Annotated in this window: 14 protein-coding genes; 2 read left to right on the top strand and 12 right to left on the bottom strand. The window is 52.5% G+C overall.

What is annotated here, in order from left to right; genetic code table 11:
- Nucleotides 1–72: 72 nt before the first annotated feature.
- Nucleotides 73–1,017, top strand: coding sequence for a YdjY domain-containing protein (locus HOV93_RS05315; protein WP_207395425.1), 945 nt, complete (start codon nucleotides 73–75; stop codon nucleotides 1,015–1,017).
- Here the strand turns inward: HOV93_RS05315 and HOV93_RS05310 are convergent.
- The 9 genes from HOV93_RS05310 to HOV93_RS05270 form a co-directional block, all read right to left on the bottom strand.
- A complete protein-coding gene (locus tag HOV93_RS05310) occupies nucleotides 997–1,449 on the bottom strand; it encodes a hypothetical protein (RefSeq protein WP_207395424.1) in 453 nt (150 codons plus the stop codon). The genes HOV93_RS05315 and HOV93_RS05310 overlap by 21 nt on opposite strands.
- Nucleotides 1,450–1,592: 143 nt before the next feature.
- Nucleotides 1,593–2,447, bottom strand: a complete 855-nt coding sequence (gene hemQ, locus HOV93_RS05305; RefSeq protein WP_207395423.1) for a hydrogen peroxide-dependent heme synthase — start codon at nucleotides 2,445–2,447, stop codon at nucleotides 1,593–1,595.
- Nucleotides 2,448–2,562: 115 nt separating this feature from the next.
- Entirely contained in the window at nucleotides 2,563–3,027 is a 465-nt protein-coding gene (locus HOV93_RS05300; RefSeq protein WP_207395422.1) for a hypothetical protein, read from the bottom strand.
- 88 nt (nucleotides 3,028–3,115) lie between these two features.
- The gene (locus HOV93_RS05295; RefSeq protein ID WP_207395421.1) at nucleotides 3,116–4,642 is read right to left on the bottom strand and encodes a SpoVR family protein; all 1,527 of its coding nucleotides are present in this window, start codon (nucleotides 4,640–4,642) and stop codon (nucleotides 3,116–3,118) included.
- Nucleotides 4,643–4,667: 25 nt separating this feature from the next.
- Nucleotides 4,668–4,868 carry a hypothetical protein gene (locus tag HOV93_RS05290; protein WP_207395420.1) on the bottom strand — a complete coding sequence of 67 codons (201 nt, stop codon included), beginning with the start codon at nucleotides 4,866–4,868 and terminating at the stop codon, nucleotides 4,668–4,670.
- Between the two features lie 10 nt (nucleotides 4,869–4,878).
- Nucleotides 4,879–5,982 carry a DUF444 family protein gene (locus tag HOV93_RS05285; RefSeq protein ID WP_207395419.1) on the bottom strand — a complete coding sequence of 368 codons (1,104 nt, stop codon included), beginning with the start codon at nucleotides 5,980–5,982 and terminating at the stop codon, nucleotides 4,879–4,881.
- Nucleotides 5,983–6,154: 172 nt separating this feature from the next.
- A complete protein-coding gene (locus HOV93_RS05280; RefSeq protein WP_207395418.1) occupies nucleotides 6,155–8,209 on the bottom strand; it encodes a PrkA family serine protein kinase in 2,055 nt (684 codons plus the stop codon).
- A gap of 793 nt (nucleotides 8,210–9,002) precedes the next feature.
- The gene (locus tag HOV93_RS05275) at nucleotides 9,003–9,392 is read right to left on the bottom strand and encodes a response regulator transcription factor (RefSeq protein WP_207395417.1); all 390 of its coding nucleotides are present in this window, start codon (nucleotides 9,390–9,392) and stop codon (nucleotides 9,003–9,005) included.
- Between the two features lie 268 nt (nucleotides 9,393–9,660).
- Nucleotides 9,661–10,425 carry a 3-keto-disaccharide hydrolase gene (locus HOV93_RS05270; RefSeq protein ID WP_207395416.1) on the bottom strand — a complete coding sequence of 255 codons (765 nt, stop codon included), beginning with the start codon at nucleotides 10,423–10,425 and terminating at the stop codon, nucleotides 9,661–9,663.
- Between the two features lie 160 nt (nucleotides 10,426–10,585).
- Here HOV93_RS05270 and HOV93_RS05265 point away from each other — a divergent pair, with 160 nt between their 5' ends.
- Nucleotides 10,586–11,923 carry an alpha/beta hydrolase family protein gene (locus HOV93_RS05265; RefSeq protein ID WP_207395415.1) on the top strand — a complete coding sequence of 446 codons (1,338 nt, stop codon included), beginning with the start codon at nucleotides 10,586–10,588 and terminating at the stop codon, nucleotides 11,921–11,923.
- Nucleotides 11,924–12,026: 103 nt separating this feature from the next.
- Here the strand turns inward: HOV93_RS05265 and HOV93_RS05260 are convergent, their stop codons facing one another.
- From HOV93_RS05260 to HOV93_RS05250, 3 genes are all read right to left on the bottom strand, one after another.
- Nucleotides 12,027–12,707 (bottom strand): DUF2461 domain-containing protein, encoded by a 681-nt coding sequence (locus HOV93_RS05260; RefSeq protein WP_207395414.1) that lies wholly within the window; start codon nucleotides 12,705–12,707, stop codon nucleotides 12,027–12,029.
- Nucleotides 12,708–12,859: 152 nt separating this feature from the next.
- Nucleotides 12,860–13,855 carry an alpha/beta fold hydrolase gene (locus HOV93_RS05255; protein WP_207395413.1) on the bottom strand — a complete coding sequence of 332 codons (996 nt, stop codon included), beginning with the start codon at nucleotides 13,853–13,855 and terminating at the stop codon, nucleotides 12,860–12,862.
- Between the two features lie 221 nt (nucleotides 13,856–14,076).
- Nucleotides 14,077–15,873, bottom strand: a complete 1,797-nt coding sequence (locus HOV93_RS05250; protein WP_207395412.1) for a hypothetical protein — start codon at nucleotides 15,871–15,873, stop codon at nucleotides 14,077–14,079.
- Nucleotides 15,874–16,015 lie beyond the last annotated feature (142 nt).

Below are 16,015 nucleotides of genomic sequence, written 5' to 3'. Positions count from 1 at the left end.
TGGGATAGATCATCTTAGCAATGTGGGCAGAGTTTGACGCCCCCCTGAATCCCTTTTCCGCCGAGTTTTGCTATGGGTACGACATACCGCAACCGACCCAACGTAACCTGGATTATTCTGACACTGTTGATCCCAGGACTACTGCCGTGTGCCAAGATGTGGGCGCAAGACGATACGGCCACAGAAGAAACGCCGCCGTCGGTCGAAACTGACAAGCAATCGGCGAAGCCAGCAACCCAAGAAAAGTCAGCCCCGGCAGCAATCCGCAAGCTAATGCCTAACATGCCGGTGTGGATCGATACAAAGCGGAAGATGGTCATCATGGATGGTGAGATATGTCTGAGGAAGGGCTCGTTGGAAATGTTTGCTTGTTTGCGGGGCACCAAGGAACACGAGTCGGTCGTGTCGGTCGCCACCGATGCCTATGTCGTTCATGCTGGGTTGTTAGCGATTGGGGCAGAGCAGGGACGTCCGGTAGAGTTCGACCCAGAGTATCGGCCGCCATCAGGGCAGCAGATCGATGTCTTGGTGCAATGGAAAGATGCCGATGGCAAGCTACAAACACGAAAAGCCCAAGATTGGGTACGTGATGCACGAAACAAGAAGGTCATGACCTACGATTGGGTCTTTCCTGGTAGCTACTTCTGGAAAGACGTCACGATCGAAGCGGTTCAGAAAGCCAAAGAAGAAGGCGTCGACCCCGACACGCTGCCTGGCAAAATGGTCTACGCAGCCGAAGGTGGCGAGCTGATTTGTGTCAGCAACTTTAAGTCTTCGATGATGGATCTGCCCGTTCCGAGTACCGATGCCAACAACGACCTCTGGTTTGAAGCGTTCACAGAGAACATCCCTGCGGAAGGAACCAAGGTGCGTCTTTTTTTGATTCCACAAAAGGAGAAGGAAAAGAAACCAAGCGAAGAGGAAGCGAAGACCGACGACGCAAAAACAGACAGTTCTGTCGATCTATCCGACCCGATGTTGGAAATACCCGACTTCTCACCCAGCGCTGAAGACTGACACCATGACGACGGTTGCAATTGAATTCACAACGGTTAAAAGGCTTAGCCAAAAGGCCAATGTGACCATCCACTTTCCCTGGTCCGTAAATCGCCCCAGCTGAATGGATTTCAAGTCGTTCGATGCAAAAACGAGCGTCGGCAAGGCAATGATCCACGAGACCAGCCAGCCGAAGACGCCTAGCAGCCACCCAGTATCCGGCCAGTAATACCGAGAAAGTGGAAACGCACTGGCCACGAATGCTGTGATGGCCATGATCAGCAGTAACACGCCGGCCGACCTGCCGGCGGTCTCGTAGGCTCCGCGATAGTCCACCGGTGCCTGGGCATTGGACTCTTTGCCTTGGGGCTTTTCTTCGGCAAAAGGATGCGCCCCTTCGGTTAGCTCAGGCTTCTTGATGTCGTCGATTTTAAGAGGGCGTTTAGAGTTCATGTTCCTGCCTGAGCCAATGAAGGGAGGATAGTTTCGCCCTAGAAGAAAGTGTAGGAAGAACCACGGATTTCACGGACGGAAAACTCGGTGTAATCCATGGTTAATAACACTTCCCTCAGTGCTCTCTGTGACAAATCGTTGCCTTAATCTGCATTACCAATCCGACAATGCTTGAGCATCTCTGCGGCCGTACTGATATAGCTGGTGTAGAAGGGACCGAACTCAGCGTATCGGGCACTTGCTTCGTCAAAACGCATCTTGTAGACGATGTCTTTCAAATATTCAGGATTGCGGGCCCACAACGTGACGCCCCATTCCCAGTCGTCGAAACCAACGCTTACGGTGATCAACTGCGAAACCTTGCCGGCGAACTGCATCCCGCTTTGGGCGTGCTCGGCCATCAACGAGTTCCGGGCCGACGAGGGCAGCAAGAACCAGTTTTCGCCTACTTCTCGCTTCTTGTTCATCGGGTAGAAGCATGTGGCAGGATAGGGTGGGAAGTCAGGCGTAAGCCGCTGGTTATTCATCATGGGCAGGCGCTTGGTGTAAGCGCCGAGCTTGGCTTCGAACGATGGCGAGTCCTTCTCCTCTCCTTCACGCAGGAGACGCTCAGCATATTGTTCGACCGAAGGAACGTATTCCGAGATCTCGGTCACTGATACAAAGGAGTAAGTCGGCTGCAGGGCGGCACCCAGAGAACTGGCCATCAGCCGCTGATGAACCGAGTCGATGACCAGAGGATTAGGATCCATCAGCATCAGGGAGAAATCTGCCTTGTGACCACTCACAATGGAAACCTGAAGCCGCTTGGGGCTGGCTTCTGATTCAGGATTCAGAATCTCAATCAGCTCTTGAGAACCGACTGCGAGGTCTTCAGGCGAATAACCGGTCAACAGGGCTCGGTCGAAGGAGTAATAAAAGTGGCTGCAGTGCCAACCTTCGGTAAGGGTGATCGAGGGTTCGGGAAGCGGTGTGGAACCGGGGCGGCCGTGGCTCATGAGACAGACTTCTTGCAAGGGACCAGTTGTGTCTAACCAAGCGATCAGTCTATCAAATCCAATCGTCCCATCGAAGTAGTGGCCTGATGTCCGCGTAGCGGCGGTTAAACTCTTATTACCTATTATCTAGCCCTGCGGCGTCATCCAGGTCGCGGCAGAGACGTTCGAAGGATTCTCGCGTAAGGTTGATGTCGTCGTTTTGCCGCGATTTGCCAGAGGATTGATAGCGTTCGATTGACACGCCTTGGCCGTCGACGTTTACCTCGTAGTAGCGCCGGGCAGGCCCATCGGTGGAAGGTTTCTGCGAGCGAATTTGAATCTTGCTTTCGGTTGGATCGCGTTCGATAATCGCCAGCGGTTCCAGCAGATAGTCGACACGGCGAACCAAGTCTTCCGCAACGTCACTTGCCGCTTCATGGCTTTTGGCCTCGTTGAATCGGTAAGCGATTTGGCGCGTCGATACGCCCACTTTCTCGACCGTCAGGTCGGTAGCCGTGACCTTTCCCTGGTTTAGCGCCGTTTCGAACTTCTTGTTCGGCGCCAAATGATTATCCAGGCGTTGTCTTATGTCTTGGGTCATGATTGTCCCTCCTCTTCGCTTGGCTTTTCCCTTCAGTAGTGTCGCCCATGGTTGCAAGCAACCGGGCAAAACAGGGGATTCGTCTTTGCTAGTTCGATTCTAATTTGACGCATTCATGATGCGTTCCGTCCCAGCTGAGAAGAACTTCTTGCTCGTCCAAAATCGTTTGAATATGCACAGGGCGTTTCCAAAGCGTGTATAGGTTTGTGAGTGTATCACGGGCATAGTCCATCTTGAGTTCAATCCCGTGATGCCGGTGCGTTAACAACATTTCACCGCGGTTTTTGTAGTTTCCATCGGTCACGAAGATCTCAGGGCGACCCATGTTGGTCAGACTGAATAGCAACTGCTGTTTGACCTTGGGGAATTCGCGGCTCTCGATCTCGTAGTATTCGGTTGACTCGTTGTAACCGAATTGGAACATCTTATAGCGTCGGCAAAAGTCGAGCGTGAAGAACTCGTCGATGAAAGTCAGGTCGTTGTGAATGCGACGAACCTCGAAGATCTTGTCGCGACCCAAGCCCACTTCGGTATTCCAATTTTGACGCTCGACGAAGTCGTCGCAATCGTCGTAATCTTGACCAAAGCAGCCGCGGTTCCAGCGATCTTCGATGTCTCGTAGTAACTCTAGGCCCAGCTTGTAAGGATTTAACCGGTTCGGGCTGCTGGCCAGCGTGCCGGAGGTATGGTCGGCGTAGTTGATCACCTCCGAGGCTTGCAGTCCGTGACGCGTCATGATGGTTGAATGCCAATAGGTAGCCCACCCTTCGTTCATGATTTTGGTCTGACCTTGCGGTGCGAAGTAGTACGCTTCGTCCCGAATCATCGACAGAACGTCTAGCTGCCAAGGACGCAGTGGGGCGTATTGCAGCAGGAATAGCATGGCATCCTTGGTGGGCTCGTCCGGAACCGGCAGGGCGACGGCAGGCCGAGGCGTTTCTTCATCGTCCGAAGGCTTTTTTCGCGGATTGATGAAGTTGTCCATGTAGCCCTTGGCCGGCAGTTTGTAGTCCTGGCCAGGCTCGTCGGAGCCCTCGGCGTCGGTGTTGGAATGGAACTTGTATCGATCTGTACTACGCGAACGCTGAATGAACGGCGAGTGGATATCGATCATGTCTTCAATGCTCAGGCAGGCATCAATAAAGTTTTCGACTTCGGTGACGCCGAAACGGTTCATGTAACGGCGAATGCGATTGCCATGATTGGCCATCTGGTCGATCATCTTGCGATCGGTTTTGCTAAACCATTGATTGCATTTGAAAAAATCGCAGTGCCCGTAAACATGAGCCATGACTAGCTTGTGATCGGCATATTGGTTACTGGAAAGCAAGTACGCGTAGCATGGATTATTGTTAATGACCAGTTCGTAGATCTTCTGCAGACCGTAGTGATAGCCCTTCGAGAGCCGATCGAACTCCATGCCAAAACGCCAGTGCGGATAACGCGTCGGAAAACCACCCATCGCGGCAATGGCATTGAGTTGCTCGACGTCGACCAATTCGAAGATTGTGGGGAAGAAGTCCAAGCCGTAATCGAGCGCGTGTTGCTCGATTTCGACCTGCACTTCGGCCAGTTCTTCCGGCAAATTGGCGAAGCTGCGATGCGTGATTGGCATTGGAATTCCTCCTTGGGCTCGACGATTAATCGAGTTCCTGAACCTCGAACTTGCTTTCCGAAAGAGAGCTAATCACGTCCCACATACGGGGAAAGTCGCGTCGCAGTTGCTGCTTGGCACGCACGATCGCCTCGGCGGCGGTTTGGCAAACGACGGTGATCTGGTTGTGCCCTACGCGTACCAGGTACGTATGTGGCGTTTCGTGATTCAAATCGGCTATCGACATAAGAACTACCTCACTTACCTTTACCAAGAAACTGCTTGATGGAATCGTAAATCGCATCTTTGTCTTCGATGTGAGACAAGATCAGGGTTTCGTGGTTCTTGCCAAATTGCGTGACAAGCGACTTCATGTATTCGCCACTGCCATAGGGGCTTTCGACCTGGCCATAGCAAAACAAGTTGCATGCCGGAATCAGAGTGTTTTGCAGAATCTTCATGCAAGTACGGTTGTCTTCGCCCCAATTGTCGCCGTCGGAAAACTGGAAGCAGTAAATGTTCCATTCCGAAATCGGAAATTCCTTTTCCAGTATCTGCTGGGCGACTTTGTAGGCCGAACTGATTCGCGTGCCGCCACTTTCCCGAGTGTGATAAAACGTGTCCTCGTCGACCTCTTTGGCACCTGCATCGTGGATCACGTAGCGGCGCTGGACTCCTTTGTATTGGCTGCGTAGCCACGTATCGATCCAAAACGCTTCCGTGCGGACGATTTCCTTCTGCTCGTCGGTCATCGAGCCGGAGACATCCATGATGTAAATGATTGCCGCGTTCGCTTCCGGCTGTGGAATGCTCGTCCAGCTGCGGTACCGGGTGTCTTCGCGAACCGGAATGATGATCGGGTTTTTGGGGTTGTAAATTCCGGAAGCAATTTGTCGCCGCAAAGCTTTAACATACGTGCGGCGGAAATGGCGGAGCGACTCCGGACCGGTCGAGCGAATGCTGTCGTACCGATTCTTATACTGGGAGATATTGGCGTCTCCCTTGGGTTCGATCTTGGGAAGCTCGAGTTCATCGCCGAGCATTGCCGCAAGTTCTTCCAGCGGGACGTCGACTTCCAGGATATGCTTGCCAGGTTCGTTTCCGGCCTGACCGGCTCCATCGCCGTCATCCCCTTTGCCGACAGGATCGCCAACCTGGCCATCGCCTTGGCCGACGCCCCCTTCGTTTTTGCCATACTTGAAATGGGGGACATCCAGGCTGGGGACTGGAATGCTAACGAGATCTTTCCCCTTACGGCCGATCATCTCGCCGTGGGTAATGTACTTCCGAAGATTATCACGAATCCGGCCGCGGACAATCTCGCGGAAGCGGTGTACGTCGCGATCAATCTTCAGCCCCATGGTATTTCTCCTTAGTGATGACGGTGGGCGAAGGTGGGAAAACAAAATGCCACTTGGGCTCATTCCCGTGGCCGATAACGGGCGGGATTCCCAGTCTGGTCCCTTCGCCCCGGTTAGGGAGAGGGGACCAGACTGGGTAATCCACACCACGTTGTCTCGCTCAAATGTTTGATTAGCTGGTCACATCTCCGCGGGCGAAGATGCTGGCGACAAAACTGAGCACGTCCGTAGCGCTTTCGTCGTCGTAACCGTGGTCGCGGATGAGGCGTTGTTTGACGACATCAATCTTTTCCTGCGTCTCTTGATCGATGACGCTGGAAACAAGGCTCGTCAATTTGATCGAGTCCTTCTGGTCTTCAAACAACTTCAGTTGGAGTGCTTTGTAGAGACGTTCATTCGTCTTGTAATCGAATTTTTTACCGTCGATCGACAACGCACCGATGTAGTTCATGATCTCGCGGCGGAAATCGTCTTTGCGGCTGTCGGGGATATCGATCTTTTCTTCGATCGATCGCATTAACCGATCGTCCGGCTCCTCGTACTGGCCGGTGAACTTGTTCTTGACACGTTCCCGCTGGGTGTACGCTTTGACGTTGTCGATGTAATTGGCACACAGGCGAGCCATCGCATCCTCGTCGGCGGCAATGGCACGCTGAACTTCGTTTTTGACGATGTTCTCGTACTCTTCCTTGACCACTTCGAGAAGCTGGCGATAGTGATCGCGCTGCTCTTCGCTGGTGATCAAGGAATGGTTGCCGAGACCCGACTCGAGCTCGTTCATCACCATAAAGGGGTTGATCGAAGTCGCGTCGGGATGTGCTACCAGGGCGTTGGATATCTTGTCCTGCACATAACGCGGCGAGATGCCTAACATCCCTTCTCGCTTAGCTTGGGACTTGAGTTCTTTGATGTTTTCCTCGGTGAACCCAGGCAGTGATTTGCCGTCGTATAGTTTCAACTTCTGCAAAAGCGTCAAGCTGGCGTTCTTCGGTTCTTCCAGCCGAGTCAGAACCGCCCACATGGCTGCCATTTCAATGGTATGCGGGGCGATGTGTTTGCCGATGACCTTCTGGTTGTTGTAATCTTTCTCGTAAATCTTCACTTCATTGGAAAGTCGCGTGACGTAGGGGACATCAATCTTGACGGTACGATCTCGTAACGCTTCCATGAATTCGTTGTTTTGCAATCGACGGTATTCCGGCTCGTTTGTATGGCCGAGAATCACTTCGTCAATATCGGTCTGGGCGAACTTCTTCGGCTTGACCTTGTGTTCCTGGCTGGCACCGAGCAAGTCGTACAAAAACGCCACATCGAGCTTCAATACTTCGACAAACTCGATAATGCCACGGTTGGCCACGTTGAATTCGCCATCGAAGTTAAATGCACGCGGATCACTGTCGGTACCGTACTCAGCGATCTTGCGATAATTGATGTCGCCGGTCAGTTCTGTCGAATCCTGATTCTTTTCATCCTTCGGTTGGAACGTCCCGATCCCGATTCGGTCTTTCTCGCTAAGGATGACTCGGCGGACATGAATATCGGCGATAACTTTTGTCCAATCGCCCCCGTATCGATTCAAACTTTCCATGTAATGGAAGCGGCAGAAGGGGCACAGCTCGCCACTAATGCTTATGGGATAGTCGGCCAACGCACTGGCCTCTTGAAACTGGGCCGCGACATCTCGGCGGAAATCTTCCGGGATAAGATGTAACGGCTCTTCGTTCATCGGGCACCAGTGTATCGCCGCTGGGTCGCTTGGATCGTCAGGGTCGTTCCAACCTAGTGAGTACAGCGCACCTTCATCCTTGGCCGAGTATCGTTCGATCCCTTTCTTGAGCAGCCGTGCCATGGTGCTCTTGCTGCTTCCAACCGGACCATGCAGCAAGAGAACGCGTTTCTCGATGCCGTAACCATGGGCGGCACTTTTCAACGCGTTGACCAATTGAACCTGGGAATCTTCCAAGCCGAAGATCGCGTCTTTACCCTGGTCGAGAGGATCGTCGAAGAAGCGATAATGGATTCTTTTCTCGCGGGAAACCTCGTAGGTATCGACACCATACGAAAGAATCATGTCGTAGCAACGCTGAAAGGCGTTCCGCGTAATTGAAGGATTCTGCGCGATCAGATCGAGGTACTGCTCGAAGGTTCCTTGCCAGTTCTTCTTTCGGAACTGATCCAAGTTCTGACGCTCGGCCAGAAAAGAAACGATTTGACGACCGCCGGCCATATGCTGATCCCTCCTGCGATTAGGAACCGAGTCCTACTCGGTGAACCTGTGGTTGGACACAGTCCGCAGCCCAGATCGTGAGCCAATCTACGGCTACGAAACGTTAGGGGATGGAGCGATGGAGTCTTGTATGACGAATTCTACGATTCTTGCCAAGTCGTATCTTTCCTGCTTATTCTGTCGTACCGCGCACGCGCATACAGCTTCTCGAAAAAAAGTCTGCCAAACGCCGAGCGCGATTGAGAAAGAACGTCGCGAAGAAAGAACAAATGGGAAGAATGCGAGTCGGATCGGCTACAAGATCACTTTGCCTTCCCTTCAATGAAGTATCGACCGAACTCTGAATATAAGCAATAGAAAGATTACAGCGTTTTGTGAGAGGTTAACACTTGTGAAAAATAGTACGAGTTGTAAAGTCCCAAATTAATTGAAGTTCGGTACTGCCGATTCCTGCCAAGTAGAGGCAAGTAATTTTTTTAAAATGGATAAGATCGACAGGTCGTTATGCACCAGAAAGGGTGCCGCTGAGCAGGAAATAGCCAGGAGTTATCTTCCAAGCTACGTGTTTCACGCAATGTGAATGCCGTGTCTCGTGGGGAGATTTGCTTTACGGCCGAGGCCCATGGCATTCTCTGAAAAGAATAATCGTCGTTATCGACAAGCGATACGACTTTGGATGAGAGGACCGCTTTTGAAGTGCCCCCAGTCGCTTCCCCAAACGCTCCGTTTCTTCACCCTGAGGCAAACCCACGCGAGCGTAGTTTGAGTTTAAGCCGGGGCGTCCTGAGGGAATCTACCCGATCAGTTTTTGAACTGCACCCAGAAGCCGATCCATGGGGAATGGCTTGCGAATGTAATCGTCAACGCCCAGCATCTCGGCGTAGGCCTTGTGGCGGTTCCCTTCGTTGCCGGTGACCATAATCACCTTAGTCGGGATCTTGTGCGTTTGGCGCAGTTTTTCCAGCACCAGGAAACCGCTGCGTTTGGGCATCATCATGTCCAGCACGATCAAATCGGGATCGTCCCGCTCGGCCAATGCCAATCCTTGGTTGCCGTCTCGAGCGACGAGCACGCGATACCCTTTCGACTCGAGGGCGAAACGCATCGTTTCCACGATTTCGTTATCGTCGTCCACCAGCAGGATGGTCTTTTCCTCGGCCTTCTTGGCTTCCTGTTCGCTCATGCGGGCGGCTGCTTTGTGAATGGAGAGTTATCGAAGGGGGTAAATCGTTCATCTGTAATTTAATACATCTACTCGATTTAGCACTAAATCGCAACGGTAGGCAGGGGAATTACGCCTGCTCCTCTTAATGCGACAGGACTTACCTAAGGCTTACGGTTTACCCAGATAGAAGGGGAATTGGCTCGCGTCCAGCAAATTTCAGCCTTTCTCGGCAAATGCGGAAAGCGAACTGCAACGTAGCATACCATTTCCTAAGTGGACGTAGTTCTTATTCGTTAGTTACTTCGTAGACAAATGCTTTCTGATCCAGCGGTTTCACCCACACGTTGCGAAACTGCACGGCGTTGTCGTGGTCTTGCAGAAATACCGGGCCAATGCTGGTTTCTTTTTGTCTTTCCCAGATCGCTTTCAGGTAGTCCGTCGTTTTGTAGCGATAGGGATGATATTGGGAACGAGGCTCACCCAGCTTGGTTGCGTCTTGCACTTTCTGGCCATTGAGCCAGGCAGTGATGCTGCCTTGTTTGATAATCTTGCCGGAATCGTCGCGGCGTGGGGCTTGGTAGCGGATGTCGTACACTTGCCAATCTTCGGGGCCTTTGCCAGCGTTGACTAACGCCGGAGCAAAACCATACACGGCGCCGATTTCCCCTTGGTCAAGCTTTTCCTTCCCAACCGAATTGATGATCTGCAGTTCGTAATTGCCGTGAATGTAAATGCCGCTATTGCCGGTCCCTTTTTGGGGCAATTTGAATTCGACGTGGATGTCTGCGTCGCGGAAGTGAAGCTTCGATACAAGGTGATTCGAGCGTCCTTCTCCGCGTGTGGATGTTAGAACGCCATCTTTGAGCGGCCAGTCGATTTCATTACCGCTTTTACTGAGAAACTCATTCGTATCCTTGCCAAGTAAAACGATCGCGTCTTCCGGCGGTTGGACCGGTAATTCCTTCTGATTTGGCTGAAAATCGTCGGCAAAAAGTGCTCCGTGGAGTGTCACCAATGCAAAAAGGGAGAGCAGGGCGTTTCGTAGTTGCATGATTGGGTCTCATCGCGAAAGGCAGGGGAAAGCTAGTTCATCGTAATCAATTTCAGAACGATTGCAATTAAGCGTCTCCGGTGGCTGGAAATCGTCTTGCGGATGAGTCAAACTGGACCTTCCTACCGTAAGATGTCCTCCCCCACTCAGGAACTCTCTCATGCGCTGCTTGTTGCTGCTCCTCGTGCTTTCTACGACGGCGATCGCCCAGGAAAAGGAAAATCCTTACAACGATCCGGTTCCGGTTGAATCGCCGTATTATCGTGTTCGATACGAGGCTTCGACGAAGGAAGGGGAACTTCGGTTTCCGGTCACCTACACGCTATGGCTACCGGAAGGTGTCGAAACGCTGCGGGGCGTGGTGGTGCATCAACATGGTTGCGGAGTCGGCTCGTGCCGATCAGGGCAGACCGGGGGATTTGATCTGCATTGGCAGGCATTGGCCAAGAAACACGATTGTGCTTTGCTGTCGCCGGTGTATGAACAGCCGGAGGTGGCCAATTGCCAGCTATGGTGCGACCCACGCAACGGTTCGTCCGCTGCGTTTCAGAAAGGTCTTGCTGATTTCGCACAGCAGACCGGACATGACGAACTGACGAGCGTGCCTTGGGCTATTTGGGGGCATAGCGGCGGTGGTCATTGGTGTGGGGGCATGGTGCTCTTACATCCCGAGCGTGTGGCAGCAGCTTGGCTGCGGAGTGGTGTGCCGCTATTCGACGTAAAAGAGAGACGCAATATTGTTGCTTATGAAACCATTCCCGCTGCGGCGATCGGTGTTCCCGTGATGTGCAACCTTGGCACTCAAGAGGGGTACACCGTGACCGATGGTCGCTTCTCCGGCGTGTGGCCTGGGGTGCAAAGTTTCTTCAGTAAGATGCGCGAACAGGGATCGCTCGTCTCGGTCTCGGTAGACCCACTTACCAGTCACCAATGTGGGAATCAACGTTATCTAGCAATTCCCTGGTTGGATGCCTGCCTGACACTTCGCTTGCCGAAAGAAAGTGGCCAGCCGCTCAACCCATTGGATGAATCAGCCGGGCTGCTCGTCTCGTTGCCGATGCCTGGTGACGAAATAGATTCGCCTGTTCCAGCTAAGCAGTTTGCTGGCGAGAAGGAGAAAGCGATTTGGTTTCCCACGCCGGAAATTGCCCAGGCTTGGGGGCAGTATATGCAGGATACAAAAGTCGGCGACAAGACCCCACCACCAGCCCCGACTGACGTGAAAGCTGACGGCAAGGTCATTACCTGGGATGCCGAGGCCGACCTGCAAAGCGGGCTAGCAAGCTTCACCATCCTGCGCGACGGTAAGCCGATCGCCACACTTCCGGAAAAATCTCGCAATCCATTTGGCCGTTCGCTGTTTCAGGGACTTCAATACAGCGATACGCCGGTGCAACCACTTGTCGAAATGAAGTATATCGATGAGACGGCCGAAGCAGGCAAGTCATACAAGTACGATGTGATTGCTGAGAACTCGGTTGGGCTGAAATCGAAGTAAGTCTTGCTCGCTTAACCCGTTTACGTAGACTGCCAATATTGAGTCGTCTACGTCTCTACTTAGTGAATCTTCGGAATTGTCATTGCATGAAATCGTGCAATGATCATGACCGTTGGCCAATGGCCTCGAGCCCAAACAGCATCAAGTCAATCGTCGACCTATGCAGCTTAACTAGCTCTTTCACAACGGTTCCGTCTATCCAAGCTTCTTTAGATAGATTTTGCGAAACGACTAGTGACCTCATCCGCAAGAATCTTGCGTGCTCGTGGTCGGCGTATGGAGCGTATCCGCGGGGCATCGATTTGAGAGGTTCTATTTCCGAGAACTCGTAGCCCGCTTTGCTGATCTTACGGGTGATCGTGCGAAAGGTTTTCGCATCTTCGATCATGCGTTCACGTAGCTGGTTTAAAGCTTTCGTTTCCCAGCGGTAAAACCCCGCAGCGATGAACCCACCGTTGTTTGCCAGATGGGCATACAAGATCGCTGCATCATCTTTTTTGCTACCCGATGGGGTGAGCAGTCCGCCGATGTGTTCCTTGTAAGGTCGTTTGTCTTTGGCAAAGCGGACGTCACGGTACAGCCTAAACATCGTCTGCTTGCTGCCGGAGAAGGGGCGTTTAGCGTTTTTCAACTTACCTGATACGGCTTCCAGAATATCGGCAAAGGGATCGATTAACTGCTCGCGAAGTTCCTCTTTGTGTTCGTGATACCACTCGCGGTTGTTATTGGCCGCGAGTTTATCGAGGAGTTGAAACGACTTCTTCGTGATACCAAACGTGGTCATGGAAGGTCCTTTGACAGTGGTTCTGTGGAAGGCATCTTCCAAAATAATCCCGCGACGGGGTCTTTCTCAACCCAGGCGGGGGGATTTCAAAGAAGGAGCATCCATGCCCCACTTGGGGTCGGTATTCTAGAGCAATGCCCGAGAATACGGTGTTACTTCAATCCGAGTTCGAATGCTTCCTGGAATAGAGCAGAGTTCTCGATGTGGGGCAAATGCCCCAGGCCAGGCAGTTCAACCACCTCGATATCCGGATTTCGTGCCTTTACTTTGGTGCCGAGTTGGTCGTACCGCCCAAGCTCGTATTCGACCCCGTCGCGTTTCCAATTGCGTCCAGGGCCTGTGCGATCGCGAGTTCCCAGGATTAAGCATACAGGAACTTGGAAGTCCTTGAACTCTTCAACAACCGGCTGAGTGAAGATCATGTCGTAGGTTAACGCATTAACGTAAGCAATGTCCTTCCAATCCGGACCTTGAACCCAGCCCACCAATGGTTGCGTCAGCAGGGCAAAATCATCGTTCCATTCCCCGTCGTAGTAATTCTTTTTTTGATAGGAAACAATCTTTTCCGGCGATTGATTTAGCTCATTGTGATAAAAGAAATCAGCGTCTTTGTACTGGACATATTGGAGGTAGTTTTCCAGACCGATTGGATTTACCAGAACAAGCCGCTCGGTCGCATGGGGGTAAAGCAACGCAAATCGCGATGCGAGCATGCCACCCATCGAATGACCGACGACAATTGTCTCGTCAATTTTTAGTGATGAAAGCAACCCTTTAGTGTTCGAGGCTAACGCCGCAAAGCTGTACTGATAGTCCTTGGGCTTACTCGACTTGCCAAAGCCGATCTGGTCTGGAATCAACACGCCATAGCCCTGGCCGCGTAACCACTTGGCCGTGTCTTCCCAGTACGCACCGGTGAAATTTTTGCCGTGCAATAAGGTTACGACCGGCTTCGACTTGTCACTAGCCGGAAGATACATGTAGGCCATCTCTAGATCGTGGCGTTGTGACGAAAACTGATGGATGCTTGCTTCAAAAGGGTATTCATAATCCGTTAAACGTTTGTCGAACGATAGCTTCGTGTCTTGAGACACGCCCATACTCGGCACGATCAGAATTCCCATCAGAACTAAGAGCAATCTCGTCATTACATCCCCCGTTAACCGGATAGTTGTTGAAACAGTTAACTTCATTGTAGGAGGACACTCTGAATGGCAAGCCCTTAAATTCGGGGAGGGCCCTCCTGACAACTGTCCGACGGTTGAGGTGAAAAAAGAAACGAAGAAGGGAAGGTAACACTTTACCGATATAAAAAAACACCCCTGTCAAAAACAGGGGCGTCAAGCGTGTTCAAGGTAGTCTGATGCAACTACTCGGTATCGCGTTTGAGCGAAAAGCCGATCCAGTGGAGGCCTGTTTCGTCGTCGACCATGATCGCTCCGCTGGGAGCGAGGTACTGGCTGATGACGTTAAAGTCAGGTAGCGGGTTGGCATCCAGATTGCCTTGCAGATTCTTGAAGAAGTCGTTCCGCTCGGCACGTTGGCCGATGAAGTCTCGAGTAGTCTCGGCTTGAACTAATTCGTAAACCATTCGCAGGCTTTCTTCCGGCCGGGCAAAGCTGACCATCGCGACTTTGCGTTCGCCGGCATGGTCTTGTAGTTTGTTCAAGACGAGCTTGAAGCTCAGGTCTTCCGCAAGTCGCGGAGCGTCGCCGCCGAAGGTCATCGCCACATGTTCGACGATGCCTGGACGGTCGGCGAAGAAGAGGTAATCGCCGATCAAACCAAAGCATGGTTCCGGCCGCAAAGCCCGGCGATTCTCCAGGCGACGACGGCGTTCTTCGGTTGCGTCTTCCGGAATCGGAGCGTCTGCAACGTTGGCCTGATAGAAGGTCGCTTCTCCAAAGTTCCGCTTCTCGACGACATCATTCAGGCGAGGCAGTGACTCCACAACACGGTCAAGCGTCTTTTGCATCATCGCCCGGTCGTTGACCTTTGCGGCGATGAAAGTGGCCTGACTGTTGATGCGTGCCGGCGGTTCGTACCACTGGACCAGCGTAAATTTGCCTTCGAGGTTGTCGATGACTTCGGTCTTGAAATCGATGCCAGTCCGTTGGTTGATACGGCGATCAATGTCTTCGCCCAGTTTGCCGTCACCGAAGATGCTGTCGTAGAGATTCTCGAGTGCCCCGTAGCTTTTCTTCACGTCCCAATTGCTGGTCATATAGTTAGTGACGTCTTCGGGGACCCAACCTTCAGGCTCGGTCGAGGCGTTCTTCAGGGCGATCATTTCAATCACGCCGGTACGGGGACGTTCCAGCATGATATGCAGGTGCCCGATCGTATCGAAGTCTTCCGTTGCAGCAATGTAACTTCCGCCGACGGCCTTAATACCATCCAGGCCCAGCACGGGCAGAAAGCCCATGATGTAACCGCCGCCAGATTGGTTCTTCGTGATGCTTCGCATGCCATCGATGGGATTGACGTACCAGATTAACTGAGCTGGCTCGTCTTTGGTGCCACGCGAAGAGGAAACAATCGTGCTGAAGCGATCGTCCGATGCCAAGCTGTCTTCGCGGTCGCCGGACCAATGTTCTATAGTATCTTCGAGGACTTCAATTCGGTTGGATAGTACGAGCACGTTTTCGTGGATGCAGATTGCCAAGGGGCCGTTGTTGCCGCGAATCAAGGTGATCTCGGCTTCTTTAAACTGACTACGCTCGATCAAAGCTCCATCGTTGCCAGCGACCGTTTCCAATAGACTGACGACTTGTTCTACGACACGGGTGTCCTCGCCGAGGTCGCAAAAAATGACGACGCCTGGATTCCCCTCCTGCATGGCAACCACGCCTACCGCCAGTTCGCCCTGGGGAATGCTGAGAAGCTCCTCGAGCTTGATCCCGCTGCGTTCTTCTGCATTGGCTGCAGACTGCTTAAGCGTTTGCCAGATCCCGCTGACAAAAGGTTCCATCTGGGGGTCATTGGCAGCTTTGCCAATGGCTGTTTGCTCCATTTTCTCGATAAATTCGGGCGTGTTGGCAACCCGCAGGAAGGCAAACGTCTGATCCGATACAATTCGCGCCGCGTTGGGACGCTCGGCCCAAACGCTCGTAGCGACAATCGCTGATAGCAGAAGGCTAAGAAGTGGGGTGAGGCGAAGTTTCATTGAGGCACCTTAAGTGGTGAAGTGTTAACCGTTTGTGTCCTGGGGGACTCATCTGAAATACCCGTGCCGGTCAGGCAAAGTTTCAAGATTGTTCGGGAAACTTCTGCTGGGTGGTTCATTCCTGATGGTAAGCCCCTGGCAG

Source organism: Bremerella alba (genome assembly GCF_013618625.1).
In the GTDB taxonomy this organism is placed as follows: Bacteria; Planctomycetota; Planctomycetia; order Pirellulales; family Pirellulaceae; genus Bremerella; species Bremerella alba.
The sequence above is the reverse complement of the archived record's forward strand: the minus strand, read 5'-3'. Positions and strand labels throughout refer to the sequence as shown.

What these genes read in the sequence shown, in the direction of transcription:
- HOV93_RS05315 (WP_207395425.1), top strand. Translation starts at nt 73, where the DNA reads ATGGGTACGACATACCGCAACCGACCCAACGTAACCTGGATTATTCTG.
- HOV93_RS05310 (WP_207395424.1), bottom strand. Translation starts at nt 1,449, where the DNA reads ATGAACTCTAAACGCCCTCTTAAAATCGACGACATCAAGAAGCCTGAG.
- hemQ (WP_207395423.1), bottom strand. Translation starts at nt 2,447, where the DNA reads ATGAGCCACGGCCGCCCCGGTTCCACACCGCTTCCCGAACCCTCGATC.
- HOV93_RS05300 (WP_207395422.1), bottom strand. Translation starts at nt 3,027, where the DNA reads ATGACCCAAGACATAAGACAACGCCTGGATAATCATTTGGCGCCGAAC.
- HOV93_RS05295 (WP_207395421.1), bottom strand. Translation starts at nt 4,642, where the DNA reads ATGCCAATCACGCATCGCAGCTTCGCCAATTTGCCGGAAGAACTGGCC.
- HOV93_RS05290 (WP_207395420.1), bottom strand. Translation starts at nt 4,868, where the DNA reads ATGTCGATAGCCGATTTGAATCACGAAACGCCACATACGTACCTGGTA.
- HOV93_RS05285 (WP_207395419.1), bottom strand. Translation starts at nt 5,982, where the DNA reads ATGGGGCTGAAGATTGATCGCGACGTACACCGCTTCCGCGAGATTGTC.
- HOV93_RS05280 (WP_207395418.1), bottom strand. Translation starts at nt 8,209, where the DNA reads ATGGCCGGCGGTCGTCAAATCGTTTCTTTTCTGGCCGAGCGTCAGAAC.
- HOV93_RS05275 (WP_207395417.1), bottom strand. Translation starts at nt 9,392, where the DNA reads ATGAGCGAACAGGAAGCCAAGAAGGCCGAGGAAAAGACCATCCTGCTG.
- HOV93_RS05270 (WP_207395416.1), bottom strand. Translation starts at nt 10,425, where the DNA reads ATGCAACTACGAAACGCCCTGCTCTCCCTTTTTGCATTGGTGACACTC.
- HOV93_RS05265 (WP_207395415.1), top strand. Translation starts at nt 10,586, where the DNA reads ATGCGCTGCTTGTTGCTGCTCCTCGTGCTTTCTACGACGGCGATCGCC.
- HOV93_RS05260 (WP_207395414.1), bottom strand. Translation starts at nt 12,707, where the DNA reads ATGACCACGTTTGGTATCACGAAGAAGTCGTTTCAACTCCTCGATAAA.
- HOV93_RS05255 (WP_207395413.1), bottom strand. Translation starts at nt 13,855, where the DNA reads ATGACGAGATTGCTCTTAGTTCTGATGGGAATTCTGATCGTGCCGAGT.
- HOV93_RS05250 (WP_207395412.1), bottom strand. Translation starts at nt 15,873, where the DNA reads ATGAAACTTCGCCTCACCCCACTTCTTAGCCTTCTGCTATCAGCGATT.